This is a genomic window from uncultured Pseudosulfitobacter sp. (genome assembly GCF_963976325.1).
Taxonomy (GTDB): domain Bacteria; phylum Pseudomonadota; class Alphaproteobacteria; order Rhodobacterales; family Rhodobacteraceae; genus Pseudosulfitobacter.
In genome coordinates, this window is the sequence record NZ_CAXBJW010000003.1 from 1 (window position 1) to 15033 (window position 15033).

The 15033-nt window shown below is 64.1% G+C and carries 13 protein-coding genes; 4 read left to right on the forward strand and 9 right to left on the reverse strand.

What is annotated here, in order from left to right; translation table 11 throughout:
• On the forward strand, window positions 1–908 hold a 908-nt coding region (locus AAC077_RS11045), incomplete at its 5' end, for an acyl-CoA dehydrogenase domain-containing protein (protein WP_339769509.1).
• Window positions 909–1027: 119 nt separating this feature from the next.
• Here the strand turns inward: AAC077_RS11045 and AAC077_RS11050 are convergent.
• Window positions 1028–1810, reverse strand: a complete 783-nt coding sequence (locus tag AAC077_RS11050) for a DUF4394 domain-containing protein (RefSeq protein ID WP_339769511.1) — start codon at window positions 1808–1810, stop codon at window positions 1028–1030.
• A gap of 140 nt (window positions 1811–1950) precedes the next feature.
• On the opposite strand from AAC077_RS11050, the gene AAC077_RS11055 reads away from it, so the two are divergent.
• The 3 genes from AAC077_RS11055 (at window position 1951) to AAC077_RS11065 (ending at window position 4093) form a co-directional block, all read left to right on the forward strand.
• Window positions 1951–2640 carry a sigma-70 family RNA polymerase sigma factor gene (locus AAC077_RS11055; protein WP_339769513.1) on the forward strand — a complete coding sequence of 230 codons (690 nt, stop codon included), beginning with the start codon at window positions 1951–1953 and terminating at the stop codon, window positions 2638–2640.
• The gene (locus AAC077_RS11060) at window positions 2637–3353 is read left to right on the forward strand and encodes an anti-sigma factor (protein WP_339769515.1); all 717 of its coding nucleotides are present in this window, start codon (window positions 2637–2639) and stop codon (window positions 3351–3353) included. Before AAC077_RS11055 ends, AAC077_RS11060 begins: the two co-directional genes overlap by 4 nt.
• Before the next feature lie 236 nt (window positions 3354–3589).
• A complete protein-coding gene (locus tag AAC077_RS11065) occupies window positions 3590–4093 on the forward strand; it encodes a CHAP domain-containing protein (RefSeq protein WP_339769517.1) in 504 nt (167 codons plus the stop codon).
• 81 nt (window positions 4094–4174) lie between these two features.
• Here AAC077_RS11065 and AAC077_RS11070 read toward each other — a convergent pair whose 3' ends face one another.
• From AAC077_RS11070 to AAC077_RS11105, 8 genes are all read right to left on the reverse strand, one after another.
• Complete coding sequence (locus AAC077_RS11070) at window positions 4175–5653, reverse strand: NAD-dependent succinate-semialdehyde dehydrogenase (protein WP_339769519.1); 1479 nt, start codon at window positions 5651–5653, stop codon at window positions 4175–4177.
• Between the two features lie 2 nt (window positions 5654–5655).
• Complete coding sequence (locus tag AAC077_RS11075; RefSeq protein WP_339769521.1) at window positions 5656–6702, reverse strand: tartrate dehydrogenase; 1047 nt, start codon at window positions 6700–6702, stop codon at window positions 5656–5658.
• Between the two features lie 30 nt (window positions 6703–6732).
• The gene (locus tag AAC077_RS11080; protein ID WP_339769523.1) at window positions 6733–8196 is read right to left on the reverse strand and encodes an aldehyde dehydrogenase family protein; all 1464 of its coding nucleotides are present in this window, start codon (window positions 8194–8196) and stop codon (window positions 6733–6735) included.
• A 115-nt stretch (window positions 8197–8311) separates the two neighbouring features.
• Window positions 8312–9685, reverse strand: coding sequence for an FAD-dependent oxidoreductase (locus AAC077_RS11085; RefSeq protein ID WP_339769524.1), 1374 nt, complete (start codon window positions 9683–9685; stop codon window positions 8312–8314).
• Entirely contained in the window at window positions 9682–9996 is a 315-nt protein-coding gene (locus AAC077_RS11090) for a (2Fe-2S)-binding protein (protein ID WP_339769526.1), read from the reverse strand. The genes AAC077_RS11085 and AAC077_RS11090 overlap by 4 nt, the downstream gene beginning before the upstream one ends.
• Window positions 9993–11978: a hydantoinase B/oxoprolinase family protein gene (locus AAC077_RS11095; protein WP_339769527.1), complete on the reverse strand. Its 1986-nt coding sequence runs from the start codon at window positions 11976–11978 to the stop codon at window positions 9993–9995. Before AAC077_RS11095 ends, AAC077_RS11090 begins: the two co-directional genes overlap by 4 nt.
• Entirely contained in the window at window positions 11971–14037 is a 2067-nt protein-coding gene (locus AAC077_RS11100; RefSeq protein WP_339769529.1) for a hydantoinase/oxoprolinase family protein, read from the reverse strand. Before AAC077_RS11100 ends, AAC077_RS11095 begins: the two co-directional genes overlap by 8 nt.
• 99 nt (window positions 14038–14136) lie before the next feature.
• Window positions 14137–15033 (reverse strand): LysR family transcriptional regulator, encoded by an 897-nt coding sequence (locus AAC077_RS11105; RefSeq protein WP_339769531.1) that lies wholly within the window; start codon window positions 15031–15033, stop codon window positions 14137–14139.

Sequence of the window (15033 nt, forward strand, 5' to 3'; positions counted from 1 at the left end):
TCACGGTCGAGGGGGCCAATATCGTCACCCGCAACCTGATCATCTTTGGCCAGGGCGCGATCCGGGCCCATCCACATCTGCTGGATGAAATGCAGGCCTTGCAGGAACCGGACCGCGAGAAATCACTGACCGATTTCGACAAGCACTTTTGGAAGCATGTGGGCCATTCGACGCGCACCTTCTTTCGTGCGTGGTGGTCGGGCTGGACCGGGCGCGGGTCGGTGCCGGACAATGCGGGCGACATTGCGCCGCTTTATGCACGCCTGTCGCGCTGGTCTGCGGCCTTTGCCGTGACGGCGGATATGGCGTTCCTGACGCTGGGCGGAGAGCTGAAACGCAAGGAAATGATCTCGGCGCGCCTGGGCGATGCGCTGTCTGAAATGTTCCTGGTGTCGGCGGCCCTGAAACGCTGGGAAGACGACGGACGGCACGCCGGGGATTTGCCGCTGGTGCAATACGCGGCCGAAGTGTCGTTCAACCGCATCGGACGGGCGCTGGACGAAACCATCGCCAATTTCCCCGCCCGCTGGGTGGGCTGGCTGCTGCGTCCGACACTGTTGCCACGGTCGCGGTCGCGCGGGCCGTCGGACAAGCTGGCCGAAAAATGCGCGATGATCCTGTACAGCCCCTCGGCCACCCGCGACCGGCTGGTGGGGGCGCTGCATCCGGGGGAACCCGACAGTGGGCAGGGGTTGCTGGATACGGCTTACCGCATGGTTGTCGACGCGGAACCGCTGACCAAACGGTTGCGCAAGCTCAAGCAATCGCCGGACGCGGCGCTGAAATCCGGTGCGATGACGCAAGGAGAGTTCGAACAGTTGCAACGCGTGAACACCGCCGTGCAAAGGGTTGTTGCCGTTGACGAATTCAGCCCCGAAGAAATTGCGGCGATGTTCCCCGACGCATAGGGTTTTCCAAACGCCCTTGCCGTTCAAGGCACCGTGACCGGCGCGGCCACACAGGCCGCACCGGTCCGATCATCAGATCACGACATTCAGATCACGACCTTCAGGTCACGATGGTCAAATCACATCGCGGGCAGGATCGTGATGTCGCGGATGTCGCCATCGACCCCTTCGACCATGCCGACGCCGGTGGCCGCACCGGTTTCCAGATCAACCGAATACAGCATGTTGCCGTTCACCAGCCAGGCCATGTTCTCCATCGCTTCGTTGGTTTGCACGTCAAAGGCATAGGTGTCTGCGGGCGCGTCGATGCCCAGCTTGCCGATTGCGCCCAATGTGCCGTCGTTGGGCGACACCTGCTGGATCACGGCGACGATGGTCGCGTCGATGTCGAACATCTTGGTCGCTTCGGGTTTGCCGTAGCTGTTGATATAGGCGGCAGCCACGATGGCGGGCTCTTCCCCGACGTGCATGTCGCCTGCCTGCCAGTCAAGGCTGCCATCGACGGTCACGGCACCGGTGTCGACATCCACACGGTGGTTGGTGGTGCCGGTCATAAAGCGCAGCTTGTCTGCGGCGGGGTTGAAATCGACGATCACCGGTGTGTCACCCAGCGGCAGGGCTGTGTCCATCACCGCCATTTCGGTGGCTTCGCCGCTGGCGGTGTCAATGCTGACGATGCGCATGTCAGGGGTCACGCCAACCAGCGTGCCGTTCGAAGGACGCAGGTCAATGCCCAGCAGGCTGTCAACGCCCGACACGTCCATCCTGCCCGAAACGGCCAGCGTTTCCGTGTCGAACATCACCAGCGTCTTGTCACCGACAAGGCCAACGGCGGGGGCCGCAACGGCAGCGGAAAGGGAAAGTCCAAGGGCGGTTGTTGCATATACGGCAGTACGAAGCATGAGAATTTTCCTTTGTTTTCGGTTCAATGCGGCACGGCGCCTTTCGCCGACCATGTCCCGAAGACACAAGGGCCGTGCATTTGGATGCAGGGATTTTGAAAAAAATTGCATCCGTCAGCGCCTGCGCCGTGTCTATCCTTTTGAAAGGCTCACAAATGGTGCATCAGGGGATCAGAACGATGGTGGACGGCACACCCCAAGCAAAGGCCGCGATCTATCTGACATCGGCAAACGCCTTGGGGCTTTGGGGGGCGCAGCGCATGACCGACGAACATATGCCACACGACAGGGCCGCGCGGCTGCGTCAGGCATTGGCAGATTGTGCAGATGGTCGCCAAAGCGGCATAGCGGCGATCCTTGAGATTGAAGGCCCCCAGTTGCTGGGCGTGGCATACCGTATGCTGCAACGCCACGACCTTGCCGAAGAGGCGCTTCAGGATGCGATGGTGCAGGTCTGGCGCAAGGCGGCCACGCAGGATGCCATTGCTGGATCGGCCCGCGGCTGGATCTATGCCATCCTGCGCAACCGCTGTCTGAATATCTTGCGTGACGGCAAAAGGCTGAGCATCATGGCCCCTGCCGATCTGGCGCTGGTTCAAGAGGCCCGCCAGCAGATCGTTCCGGTGGAAGACTGGGAAATGCTGGCGGGCCCGGGAAAGCTGCGCGATTGCCTTGGTGGGCTGGATGCGTCCAGCCGGATGGTCATCCTGCTGGCCTATGTCGCGGGGTTCAGCCACGGCGAAATCGCGGCGCGCCGGAACCTGCCCCTTGGGACGGCCAAGTCCCTGATCCGCCGAGGGCTGAGTGCCTTGAAGGAGTGTCTGTCATGACCGGTCTTTCTGACGATATCCGCGATCTGGCGTCGGACTATGTTCTGGGGCTGATGCCCGAGGGCGAGATGCGCCTGTTTGAAGAACTGATCGCGCGTGACCCTGAACTTTCCCGTCATGTCAGCAGCCTGCGCGACCAGTTGCTGCCGCTGGACCTGTCTGCCGCCCCCCGCGCCCTGCCCGAGGGGCTGGTTGAACGCACGCTGTCGATGCTGCACGCAGACGATGCCCCCGCAACCACGCCAGCGCCCCCCGCCCCGCCGCGCCCTGCAAACATCGCACGCGCGCCGCGTGGACGCATGGCCGGGGTTATCGCGGCGGCCATGATCGGGATTGCCTTCGGCTTTGGGCTAAGCTGGCTGCAACCCCTTTCCGAACCACAGGTCATTGCCGTGCTTCTGGACGATCAGGGCGTTCCGCAGGCCGTTGTCGAGGACTATGGCAACGACACCGCAACGGTGCGTTTCGTGGCCGACATCGACGTGCCCGCAGACAGATCGTTGCAGGTCTGGACGTTGCCAACGCCCGAAATTGGCGCGACATCGCTTGGCGTGCTTGACCGGACCGCCCCGACGCGGCTGACATTCGACCACCTGCCCGAGCCGATGGCACAACAGCTATACGAGGTCACGCTGGAACCGGTCGGCGGATCGCCCACCGGACGCCCCACCGGGCCGATCATCGGCAAGGGGTTTGCAGCACCGCAACTGTAACAATGCGCGTGGGGTTTGCGGGTATCTGTGGCGCCACAGGGCGTGTCGCAGATGACATTATCTTTCGCCATCAACACATTGAGATATAATAAAAATACCAGACCTGCGGGTTTTCGCCTATGCCATTTGCCAGAATCGCAAGCCGCCGGTAATGACTGTTAAAAAAGATGGGCAGTCACAAAATGTTTCAAATCAATAATGCGCGACGGGTTCCTTGCGCCATTCTGGCCTTGGGTATGCTGGTGTCAGCCTGCGCGAAAGAACCACAAGTCACGCACAGCGGGATTGATCAGGACCGCATGACGCTGGCCCTTCTCGAGGTCGACGCGAAACACAAACGCGGCGCGCGTGTGTGGTGCGTGCCCTTCGCCCGCGATCTGAGCGGTATCGAAATTTACGGCAACGCGAACCTGTGGTGGGACAAGGCCAAGGGGCTTTACCCGCGCAGCCAGGCGCCTGTGCCCGGCTCGGTTCTGGCGTTCAAGTCAACCGGACGGAACCCGATGGGGCACGTGGCGGTCGTCTCGCAGGTTCTCTCAGAGCGCACGATTCAGGTCGATCATGCCAATTGGGAAAAGAACATGGTCACCATGAAAATGCTGGCCGTTGACGTGTCGAAAGCGAACGACTGGACCGCCGTGCGCCTGGAAAGCGTTCCGGGCAGCCTGGGATCGACCTACGCGACGCACGGGTTCATCTACCCCGTAAACACCCAAACCCAGATCGCATCCCGCGATTAACGGCCGGGTCTGCGCCAGTCGGTGAAACCTTCACCGACTGGCGCTGCGATCACCGGAACGGGCGATCAGCAGCCAAAGCCGTCAGGCATCCAGCCCGCCGAAATGGAACGCCTTGGTTTCAAGATATTCCTCGATCCCCTCTTGCGCCCCTTCGCGGCCCAGCCCCGACGATTTCACGCCGCCGAACGGCGCCTCGGCATGGCTGACGACACCTGTGTTCAGCCCGACCAGCCCCACTTCCAACGCCTCGCCAAAGCGGAAGGCGCGGGCCATGTTGGTGGTGAAGAAATAGGCCGCCAGACCAAAGGGCGTGCCGTTGGCAATCTCCAGCGCCTCGGCCTCGGTCTCGAACTTGAAGATCGGGGCGACGGGGCCAAAGGTTTCCTCGTCCGCCAGTTGCATGTCGGTCGTGGCACCGGTCAACACCACCGGATCGGCATATTGCGCGCCCAGATCGCGTGCCTGTGTCGCGCGGCTGGCACCCTTGGACAGCGCATCGTCTACATGGGCGTTGATCTTGGCGATGGCTGCGGTGTTGATCATCGGGCCGATCATCGTGCCCTCTGCCGTGCCCGGGCCAACCGTCAGCGCATCCACGCGCTTTGCCAGGGCCGCCACGAACGCGTCATGAATGCCCGACTGCACCAGAATGCGGTTGGCGCATACGCAGGTTTGCCCGCCATTGCGGAACTTTGACATCATCGCGCCCTCGACCGCCGTATCCAGATCGGCGTCATCGAAAACAATGAACGGCGCGTTGCCGCCCAGTTCCAGCGACATTTTCTTCAGCGTCGGCGCGCATTGTTCTGCCAGCAGCGCCCCCACGCGGGTCGATCCGGTGAACGACAGTTTGCGCACCACCGATGATGCGGTCAGCGTCGCGCCGATCACCTCGGGGCGGCCGGTCAGGATGTTCAGCACACCGGCGGGAATGCCAGCGCGTTCGCCCAGCACAGCCAGCGCCAGCGCCGAATAGGGGGTGAAATCAGACGGCTTGATGACCATCGTGCAGCCAGCGGCCAGACCGGGGGCCACCTTGCGGGTGATCATCGCAATGGGAAAGTTCCACGGCGTGATGATCGCACAGACACCCACGGGTTCTTTCATGGCAAACAGCTTTTTGCCCGCGACCGGCGACGGGATGATGTGCCCGTTGATCCGCCGCCCCTCTTCCGCGAACCAGCGCACGAAGGACGCGCCATACATGACCTCGCCCTTGGCCTCGGCCAGCGGCTTGCCTTGTTCCTCGGTCAGGATCAGCGCCAGATCGTCGGCGTGATCCAGCATCAGCTGATACCACTTCATCAGGATATCCGCGCGCTCGATGTGCGTGCGCGCCCGCCAGCCTTTCATCGCCTCTTCGGCGGCGGCGATGGCGGCTGTGGTTTCCTCGGCGGTGCTGTCTGGCATATGCCCCATCACGTCGCCCGTTGCGGGGTTCGTGACCGGCATATCGGCGCGTGCAAACCACGTGCCGTTGATCAGCGCCGCCTCGCGGAACAGATCGGGGTCGGTCAGGCGGCTGCGCAGATCGGCAGTGATGGGATGGTGCAGGGTCATGGTCAAGCCTCCAGCGCGGCGCAAATGGCCGCTGTTATGTCATCGGTTGTGTTCTGGCCCTGACGCGTGCCAATGCCCTTGGCGGTTGCGGCTTCGATCGCGCCCAGCACAGCGGCGGCGGCGTCCGTTTCGCCCAGATGCTCCAGCATCTGCGCGCCGGACCAGATCGCGGCAATCGGGTTGGCGATGTTCTTGCCCGCAATATCGGGGGCCGACCCGTGCACGGGTTCAAACATCGACGGGCCAGAGCGGTCGGGGCAAATGTTGGCCGAAGCGGCAAAGCCCAGGCCGCCCTGAATGGCTGCGCCCAGATCGGTCAGGATGTCGCCGAACAGGTTCGACGCCACGACGACGTCCAGATCTTGCGGGTTCATCACCATCTTGGCCGCCATCGCGTCGATGTGCATGTGGCTGACGGTCACCTCGGGGTATTCGGCGGCCAGTTCGCGCGTGACCTCGTCCCAGAACACCATCGAATATTTCTGTGCGTTCGATTTGGTCACCGACGTCAGATGCTTGCGCCGCGCCTGTGCCTGTTCAAAGCCGAACCGCAGGATGCGTTCGACGCCCACGCGGGTGAAGACGGATGTTTCGACCGCCACTTCGTTCGCCTTGCCCTGATGCACGCGCCCGCCGGCACCGGAATATTCGCCTTCGGTGTTTTCGCGGATGCACAGGATGTCAAATTCGGACGCCTTCAACGGCCCCTCGACACCCGCCAGCAGACGGTGGGGGCGGATGTTGGCGTATTGGTCAAACGCCTTGCGGATCGGCAGCAGCAGCCCGTGCAGCGACACGGAATCCGGCACCGTGTCGGGCCAGCCGACAGCCCCCAGATAGATCGCATCAAAGCCGCGCAGGGTTTCGATCCCGTCTGCGGGCATCATCGCGCCGGTCTTGACGTAATAGTCGCAGGACCACGGAAAGGTCTGCGGATTCAGCGCAAAGCCAAACCGTTTGGCCGCAACGTCCAGCACGGTCATCGCCGCATCGGTCACGTCAACGCCGATGCCATCGCCGGGGATCAGCGCGAGTTTGTAAGTGGTCATGTCAGTCTCCTTCAACGTGCGTGATCGGGGTTACAGGTCGATCAGCACCGATTTCTTGCGCCGGTTGGCGTGATAGGCTTCGCGGCCCAGGTCGTGGCCCAGCCCGCTGGATTTCCAGCCGGTGGTGGGCAGAATGTGATCGCGCGACCGGCCATAGCGGTTGACCCAGACGGTCCCGGCATCAAGCTTGCGCGTCAGGCGCATGGCACGGCTGAGGTCCCGCGTAAACAGGCCCGCGCACAGTCCATAGGTGGCATGATGCGCCAGCGCCATGGCCTCGTCTTCGGACGCGAAGGTCTGGAACGTCGCCACGGGGCCAAAGATTTCCTCGCGCACGGCGGGGTTGGTGCCCTCCACGCCCGTGATCAGCGTGGGCTGGTAATAGCTGCCTTCGTGATCGAACCGCGCAGCGCCGCATAGCATTTCCGCGCCTTGGGACGCCGATGCCTGCACGATGCTGTCGATCCGGCCCAGTTGCGTGTCGGAAATGATCGGGGAAAATCCCGGCTCGGACGCAAATGTGTTGGCGGGGCGATAGCGCGCGAAACGCTCGGTCAGCTTGGCGGCCAGTGCGTCGGCCACCTCGTGCGCCACGATCATGCGCGACCCGGACACACAGGCCTGGCCCGCGTTGGACATGATCCCGCGGTCCAGGCAATCCGCCGCCAGATCCAGATCGGCGTCGGCAAAGACCACCATCGGGCTTTTGCCGCCCAGCTCCAGCGTCATCGGCTTGATGCCGGTGCGCGCGATGTTCTCCATGATCGCGCCGCCCGCGCGGGTCGATCCGGTGAACGACACCTTGTCGATGCCCGCATGTCCGGTGATCGCGGCCCCCGTGGTCGGACCATCGCCCAGCACCACGTTGAAAATGCCCGCAGGGATGCCCGCGCGGATGGCCAGTTCGGCCATGAACAGGGTGGAATAGGGCGTCATCTCGGACGGTTTCAACACCACGGCATTGCCCGCAGCCAAGGCCGGCCCCAGCTTCCAACCGGCCATCGAGATCGGGAAATTCCACGGCGTGATCGCGCCGATCACACCGTAAGGTTCATCCGCGATATAGCCAAAGTGGCTGTCCGACACCGGCGCCAGCGCGCCGCATTCCTTGTCCGCAAGCTCGGCAAAGAAGCGGATTTGTTCAGCCGTCACCACGATGTCGCCTGTCAGCACATGCGCATAGGGACGCGACGAACAGATCGCTTCAAGTGCTGCCAGCGTTTCGGCTTCGGCCTCCATCAGATCGGCCCAGGCGCACAGGGCGCGGGTGCGGTCGCGCGGTTGCATCCCGCCCCAGTTCGACGTCCCAAGCGCGGTGCGGGCGGCCTGAACCGCGCGGTCCACCACATCCGCATCAGCGCAGGGGATTTCACCGATGATTGCACCGGTGGACGGCGACACGACGTTCAGCGCCGCAGCGCCAGCGACATATTCTCCGCCGATAAAATGCGCATTGGGAAGGGTCAGATCGCTGGGATCATAGGCAAAGGACATCGGGCACCTCGTATTGCAAGAATTACGTACAGGATCGCCGGAAATATGTACAAACAGGTGCTGAAAGTGTGGACTGCCCAGCATCATCCGCCATCAGACCGGCGGCGGCAGCAGATTATGTCGCGCGTGGGTCCGCCCCCTTGTCCAGATAGGCGTTGATCGGCGCCGGACGCACCGGTGGTTGCCCGCGCAGCCGTCCGATCTTGTCCACCGGAACACCGGCTTCGGCGGCCAGAACCTCGGCACCGGCAAGCTGGCAATAGCGCCCCTGACATCGCCCCATCCCGACGCGCGACAGGGATTTTGCACGGTTCGCCTCGGGGCCTGACAGCGGCAAGGTCGCGCGCAGGTCGCCGACGCTGATGCCTTCGCAACGGCACAGGACCGTGTCGGCGGGCAGATCGCGGACCATCTGCGCAGGCCACGGGAACGCCCGCTGCATGGCGCTGGCAAAGCGTTGCATCCGGCGTATTTCCTTCAGCTCGCGGCCCGTATCAGGCGCGGGCAAGCCAAGGTCCTGCAAACAGGCGCTGGCGGCGATTTTGCCGGCCAGTTCTGCGCCGTCTGCCCCCAGTATCCGCATCCCGTCGCCTGCCAGATACACACCCGTGGCGGCGCGGCCCATGGTGTCGGTCTGCGGCAGCCATTGGTGAAACACCGTGTCCCAAGCCATTGAAACACCTGCAAGATCGGCAAGATGCGTTTCGGCCCTGAGGTGCCAGCCAAGCCCCACCATATCGCAGGACGTCGCGTGATCGCGCCCATGTGCATCCTGCCAGTGGACCTGCGTCGGCCCTGTGGTGTCCGTCGCGATCCGCGTCAGCGTGACGCCTGCGTGATAGCTGCGCCCCAGCCCCGCGCGCATCACCGCACCACGCAAAGTGACACGCGGACGCGCCAGCGCCATGCCAATGACGCCTGCTGCCTGTGTGGTCAGCGGCGCGGTGTCCAGAACCGCCACGACCTGCGCACCTGCCTTGCGCAGTTGCGATGCAACCAGCGTCAGCAATGGCCCTGATCCGGCCAGCACCATCCGCCGCCCCAGCGCCACGCCCTGCGATTTCAGCGCGATCTGCGTGGCACCCAGTGAATAGACGCCGGCGCTTTGCCAGCCGGGCACGGGCGCCAGCCGGTCGGTGGCGCCGGTTGCAAGGATCAGCTTGTCATAAGCAAGGGTATCCACACCATCCGGCCCAAGCACCTGCGCGCCCTGCGCGCCAAGGGCCACAACAGAACTGCGCGGGTGATAGCTGAGCTGGCCCGCGTCCAGCATTCTGTCGAAACAACGGTGCAAATCCAAGGCCTTGTCCGCCTCTGACCCGTACAGTGTCTGCGGCGGCCGCGTGAATCCTTCGGGCGGGCGGCGATAGATCTGGCCACCGGCCCGCGCCCCTTCGTCCACGACGACGGGATGCAGGCCCGCTGCCACCAACCGCTGCGCCGCGCGGATGCCTGCGGGGCCTGCGCCGACGATCAGCACCCGGCTCATGGCGTATCTCCGGTTGCGGGCCATGCATCCGTCGCGGCGGACCGCAGACGCATGCCCGCTTGCAACACGGTCGAGCATGCCCGCAGGCGCGCGCCGTCCTCCTGCCAAATCCAGCAGTCCTGACAGGCCCCCATCAGGCAAAAGCCGGACCGTTTTTCGGGGCCGAATTCGGCCTGTCGCAGGGCACCGCGCGACATCAGGATCGCGGTCAGAACCGTGTCGCCTTCCAGCGCCGTCAATGCCGCGCCGTCAAAGGTGAACGACACCTTCGGGCGCGCCGTTTCGGCCAGCCGGACAAGCCGTCCTGTCATTCTGCGGCCTCTTTTCGGGGGGCCGCATGGGGCAACGCGGGGAACCGTTCGCAGACCTCGGCAAAGGCTGCGGTGACACCTTCGGGCCCTTTGCGGCCTTTCATCCGGCGGAAAATCTCGGTCTTGGTGAAGAACCGCCAGTGGATCGGCAGGTCGGCCAGGATTTGCGTCAGCAGGTCATAGGCCGCATCGGTCCACTGTGCCTCGTAACCCTCGCGTTCGGGGCCAAAGTGGAAATGCAGGGTGTGGGGCGTCATGGACGCACGCAGGGCCGTGGTTGCGTCTTCGTCCACCACGCCGTCGGTGATGACCACGCCATATTCGCGGCGCGCGGCCTCGACCGAGACATAGCCACCGACGACATCCCGCGCGACCCGCGCGGTGGGGCGCTGCAACGGATCACCGCGCCCGCCACCACCGGCCGAGCGGATTTCAAGCACGTCGCCCGGTTCCAGAATTGCGGTGTCGACATTGCCCAAAGGCCGCGCCTGTGGCGTGCCGGGGTTGATCATCATGTCGGACAGACCTGCGGCATGGCCGCCCAACGTGCCCCAGGGGCGAAAGAACGACCGGTCGCGGTTGCGCGCCGTGATGCGGGTATCGGGGGAAAAGACCCGGAACGCCATTTCGGTCGCCAGCCCCCCGCGCCAGTACCCTGCCCCGCCGCTGTCCTGGGCCAGTCCGTATTTCACGAACTCCACCGGCACTTCGGTCTCGGTGATCTCGATGGGGGTGTTTTTCAGGTAGGCGGCATCTGCGCCCGACCCGTTCGACCCATCACGGTGCGGCATCCCGCCGCCGCCGCCGACGACAGGATTGACCGCCGCGATCACTGTCTTCTGGGTGCGCTCGTCGCGGGTCATCACGTTGACGATACAGTTGTTGCCAGCGGGGGCTGCGGGCATCCGGTCGGGAATGGCCTGACTGAACGCACCAAAGATCACAGACCGCAGCCGCGCGCAGGTCAGCGACCGCATCCCCACGGCCGCCGGTTCAACCGGGTTCAAAACCGTGCCTTCGGGCGCAATGCAGGTGAAGGGCCGCGTCATGCCCGTGTTCAGCAACATGCGCGGGTTCAGCGTGTAAAGGACATAGTAGACCCCCACCAACAGGATGGTGTGGCGCGGGTTGCCGCCCGATGGCACGTTCAGCGACGACGCCAGTTGCGGGTCCGATCCGGTAAAGTCCAGCACGGCACTGTCGCCGGTGATCCGCAAGGTCAGCTTCAGGCGGCAGGGGTTCGCCTCGTCGCTGTCTTCGTCGGCATAGTCGGCAAAGACGTATTCACCGTCGGGTATTGCCCTGAGAATGTCACGCGCCTGCGCCTCGGACTGATCCATCAGCGCGCTGACACCTTGCAAAAAGCCGGCCTTGCCAAAGCGCGAGATCATCGCCTGCACCTTGCGTTCGCCGGTGCTGAGCGCGCCGGCCAGTGCCTTGATGTCGCCGATGTTCAGCGCGGGCTTGCGCACGTTGGTTTCCATGATCCGAAGGATTTGCGGGTCAAAGACCCCCTCGTTCACCAGCTTCATCGGGGGAAAGCGGATGCCTTCCTGATGAATTTCGGTCAGCGAGCGGGACAGCGATGCAGGCACCGCACCGCCCATGTCGGTGTTGTGGATATGCCCGCCCGCAAAGGCCACGATGTCGTCGCCGTCAAAGATCGGGCGCCACAGGTGCGTGTCCGGTGTGTGGGTGGCGACCTGACCGGAATAGGGATCGTTGGTAAAGGCCACGTCGCCCGGGCGGTAATCATCGACCATGGTGATCGCCGATCCGTGGGACAGGCCGGGATACCAGGTGGCCCCCAGATCCATGGGCACGGCAAAGGTGTCACCGATCTTGTCCATCAGCAGCACGGTAAAGTCCTGCGTTTCCTTGACAAAGGCGGAATGCGCGGTGCGGTGCAGGGTGTGGGCCATGTTTTCGGCAGCGGCGCGCGCGTGGTTGGCCAGCACCTGAAGGGTCATTTTATCAGACATCGGATTGCTCCACGAGGCTAAGGTGAATGTTCAGATGGGCGTCGACGTGGGCACGGGCACCCGGCGGGACGGCAAAGGTCGTGTCCTCTTGGGCCACAATCGCGGGGCCGTCGAACACCGCACCGCCGCCCAGTTGGGCACGGTCATAGATCGGCACATCACGCCAGCCGTTGATCCAGACCGGCACATGACGGTCCGCCGTGGCCTGTTCTTGCGTGGCTTGCGACACCGGGAACGTGGGCTTTGGCGCACCCCCGAGTGCGGAAAGGCGCAGGTTGACCAGTTCGACCTTTCCGTCGGGGTCTTCAAAGTCGTAGATGCGTTTGTGCGTTTGGTGAAAGGCCGCCGCGATCTGGTCGGCCGAGCCCAACCAGTCGGGGGACAGCGCCACCTCGATCTCGAAGCTTTGGCCTGCGTAGCGCATGTCTGCGGACAATCGCAGATCGGCGGTGCCCTCAAAACCCTGAGCGTCCAGCCATGCGCGGCCTTCGTCCGCCAGCGCGGCAAAGTCCTGTTCAAGCTGTGGCAGCGCCGCGTCTGTCAGCGGGGCATAGACCGTGCGGATGAAATCGCCGCGCAGGTCGGCCACCAGCCCCCCCAGCGCCGACACCACACCGGGGCGGCGCGGCGCGATCACGCGGGACATGCCCAGTTCCTGGGCCAGAAACGCGCCCAGCATCGGGCCGCCGCCGCCAAAGGGCATCAGGGCAAAGTCCCGCAGGTCGACGCCCGCGCGCGAGCACAGTTTTTCCACCTCGACGAACATTTCGGACACGGCGATGTCGATGATCGCCTGCGCCGTTTCCTCGATGCTGCGGCCCAGTTGGTCGGCCAGCACACCCACGGCCTGACGCGCCAGATCGACGTTCATGCGCAACTGGCCATAGGCCATTTCCGAATGCCCCAGCCAGCCGCACACCGCCAGCGCATCGGTCACCGTTGCATCGGTGCCGCCACGGCCATAGCAGGCCGGACCGGGGTTCGATCCCGCGGATTCAGGGCCGACGCGCAACACGCCAAGAGCGCCCAGCGTGGCAATCGACCCGCCGCCGATGCCGATCGAGCTGACAGAGACCGACGGGATGTGCAGCGGAAATTCTCCGACCTGTTCATCCGTGCCATATTGCACTTCGCCGTCCACGATCAGCGCAAAGTCCGCCGAGGTGCCGCCAATGTCCAGCGTCAGCACCCGCGCTTCGCCCGCCTGGCGTGCCAGCCACGACGCGCCGATCACACCCGAGGCGGTGCCGGACAGCAGCATTGACACGCAGTCGCGCCGCCCCTGCCCCGCGCTCATCAACCCGCCGTTTGAACGTGTCAGCATCGCCTTGGCCGGAACGCCCTGAGCGTCCAGACGGCTTTCCAGCGCGGTCAGATAGCCCGCAACGCGCGGGTGCACATATCCGTTCAGGATCGCGGTCGAGGTGCGTTCATATTCGCGGATCACCGGCCAGACCTCGGACGAGGTGAAAACGAACATCCCGGGTGTGGCGGCTTCGATCATTGCCTTGACCGCCGCCTCTTGGCCGGTGTCGCGCCAACTGTGCAAAAGCGCCACGATAACGCCATCCGCGCCGGCAGCCTGCGCCTGACGCGCGGCGTCTGCGACCGAGGCGGCGTCAGGCGCCAGTGCTTCGGACCCGTCGGCGCGCATCCGCACCGGCACGCCGAACACCATGTCGCGGCCAATCAGCGGATCGGGCCGGTGGCAGAACAGCGAATACATATCCGGCATCCGCAGCCGCGCCAGTTCGATCACGTCTTCGAAACCTGCATTAGTGATCAGCGCCAGTTTGGCCCCCTTGCGCTGGATGATCGTGTTGATCCCGACCGTGGTGCCATGCACGAAACGCGTGACATATGCCGGGTCCAGCCCCTCGCGTTCGGCCAGCAGGCGCAAACCGTCCAACAGTTCGGCCCCCGGATCGTCGGGCGTTGTCAGCACCTTGAGCGACGCGACACGTCCGGAAACCGTTTCAAGCGCGCAGAAATCCATGAAAGTGCCGCCAATATCGACCCCGATCTTCCAGTCGGGTTTGGGCTGTGTTGCGCCATCCATAATAACGTCCTTTCGTCAGGTGCGATGCGTTCGCGTCCAAACCATCAGAAAGTGCGGCAGGGGTCCAAGACCCATGCAGAGGCAGTCCATAAGTCGAACTTATGGCTGCGGGATCAACCGCTCGGCGCAAAGCTTGCGGATCTCGTCGCGCATCCCTTCTTCGGCGCGCGACAGGGTTTTGCCCGCCAGCGTCAGCAGGGACAAAGGCAGCTTTGGACTGTCTTGCAGCGGACGGGTGGTGACACCCTGAAACTGGTGCCACGGCATCAGCGCATCGACCACCGCAACGCCCAGCCCCGCCTGAACAAAGCCCACCGCCGAAATCGACACTTCGATTTCAAGCTGGGCGGAAAAGTCGTGGCCTTTCGCGCGCGCGGCCTTGTCCAGCTCGTCCCGCGGGCGGGTGGGGCTGCGATAGGAAATGACCGTTTCGGCTTGCAGGTCGGCAAAGGACACGGTGTCTTGTGCGGCCAGCGGATGATCATTGGGCAACAGGCAGCAAAAGGTGGTGACGCCCAGATGTTCGACCACGATGTCGGGGGTCATCTGATCGTCCATTGCCATGGCCAACGCCGCGTCGCCCGCGCGCAACAAGGCGATCAGCGACCCGATGGGGGCGACATGGCTGCGCAGCAGAACATCGGGGTATCCGGCACGGTAGCGGGCCAGAATGTCGGGCAAAAGCGACATCGCGGGCGGCACCGACGCCGCGACCCGCACCAGCCCCGCCTGACCCAACCGCAGATCCTGGGTCTTGCGCCGCAACCCCTCGAGACCTGCAAACAGCCGTTCGGCCTCGGCATGGATTTCCAGCGCCTCGGCGGTGGGTCGCAGTCGGCCCTTTTCGCGGTCGAACAGCTTGAACCCCAGCTCGTCCTCGCAATGCAGCAAGATCTGGCTGAGCGCGGGCTGCGATATGTTCAGCGACTGCGCCGCCCCGGTCACCGTTCCCACCCGCATCACGGCGGTGAACACTTCAAGCTGTCGCGCGCGCAT

Bases quoted from the DNA above. Each gene is read 5' to 3' on its own strand.
- AAC077_RS11105 (WP_339769531.1), bottom strand. From the start codon at position 15,033: ATGCGCGCGCGACAGCTTGAAGTGTTCACCGCCGTGATGCGGGTGGGA.
- AAC077_RS11060 (WP_339769515.1), top strand. From the start codon at position 2,637: ATGACCGGTCTTTCTGACGATATCCGCGATCTGGCGTCGGACTATGTT.
- AAC077_RS11085 (WP_339769524.1), bottom strand. From the start codon at position 9,685: ATGAGCCGGGTGCTGATCGTCGGCGCAGGCCCCGCAGGCATCCGCGCG.
- AAC077_RS11090 (WP_339769526.1), bottom strand. From the start codon at position 9,996: ATGACAGGACGGCTTGTCCGGCTGGCCGAAACGGCGCGCCCGAAGGTG.
- AAC077_RS11070 (WP_339769519.1), bottom strand. From the start codon at position 5,653: ATGACCCTGCACCATCCCATCACTGCCGATCTGCGCAGCCGCCTGACC.
- AAC077_RS11050 (WP_339769511.1), bottom strand. From the start codon at position 1,810: ATGCTTCGTACTGCCGTATATGCAACAACCGCCCTTGGACTTTCCCTT.
- AAC077_RS11065 (WP_339769517.1), top strand. From the start codon at position 3,590: ATGCTGGTGTCAGCCTGCGCGAAAGAACCACAAGTCACGCACAGCGGG.
- AAC077_RS11095 (WP_339769527.1), bottom strand. From the start codon at position 11,978: ATGTCTGATAAAATGACCCTTCAGGTGCTGGCCAACCACGCGCGCGCC.
- AAC077_RS11075 (WP_339769521.1), bottom strand. From the start codon at position 6,702: ATGACCACTTACAAACTCGCGCTGATCCCCGGCGATGGCATCGGCGTT.
- AAC077_RS11080 (WP_339769523.1), bottom strand. From the start codon at position 8,196: ATGTCCTTTGCCTATGATCCCAGCGATCTGACCCTTCCCAATGCGCAT.
- AAC077_RS11100 (WP_339769529.1), bottom strand. From the start codon at position 14,037: ATGGATGGCGCAACACAGCCCAAACCCGACTGGAAGATCGGGGTCGAT.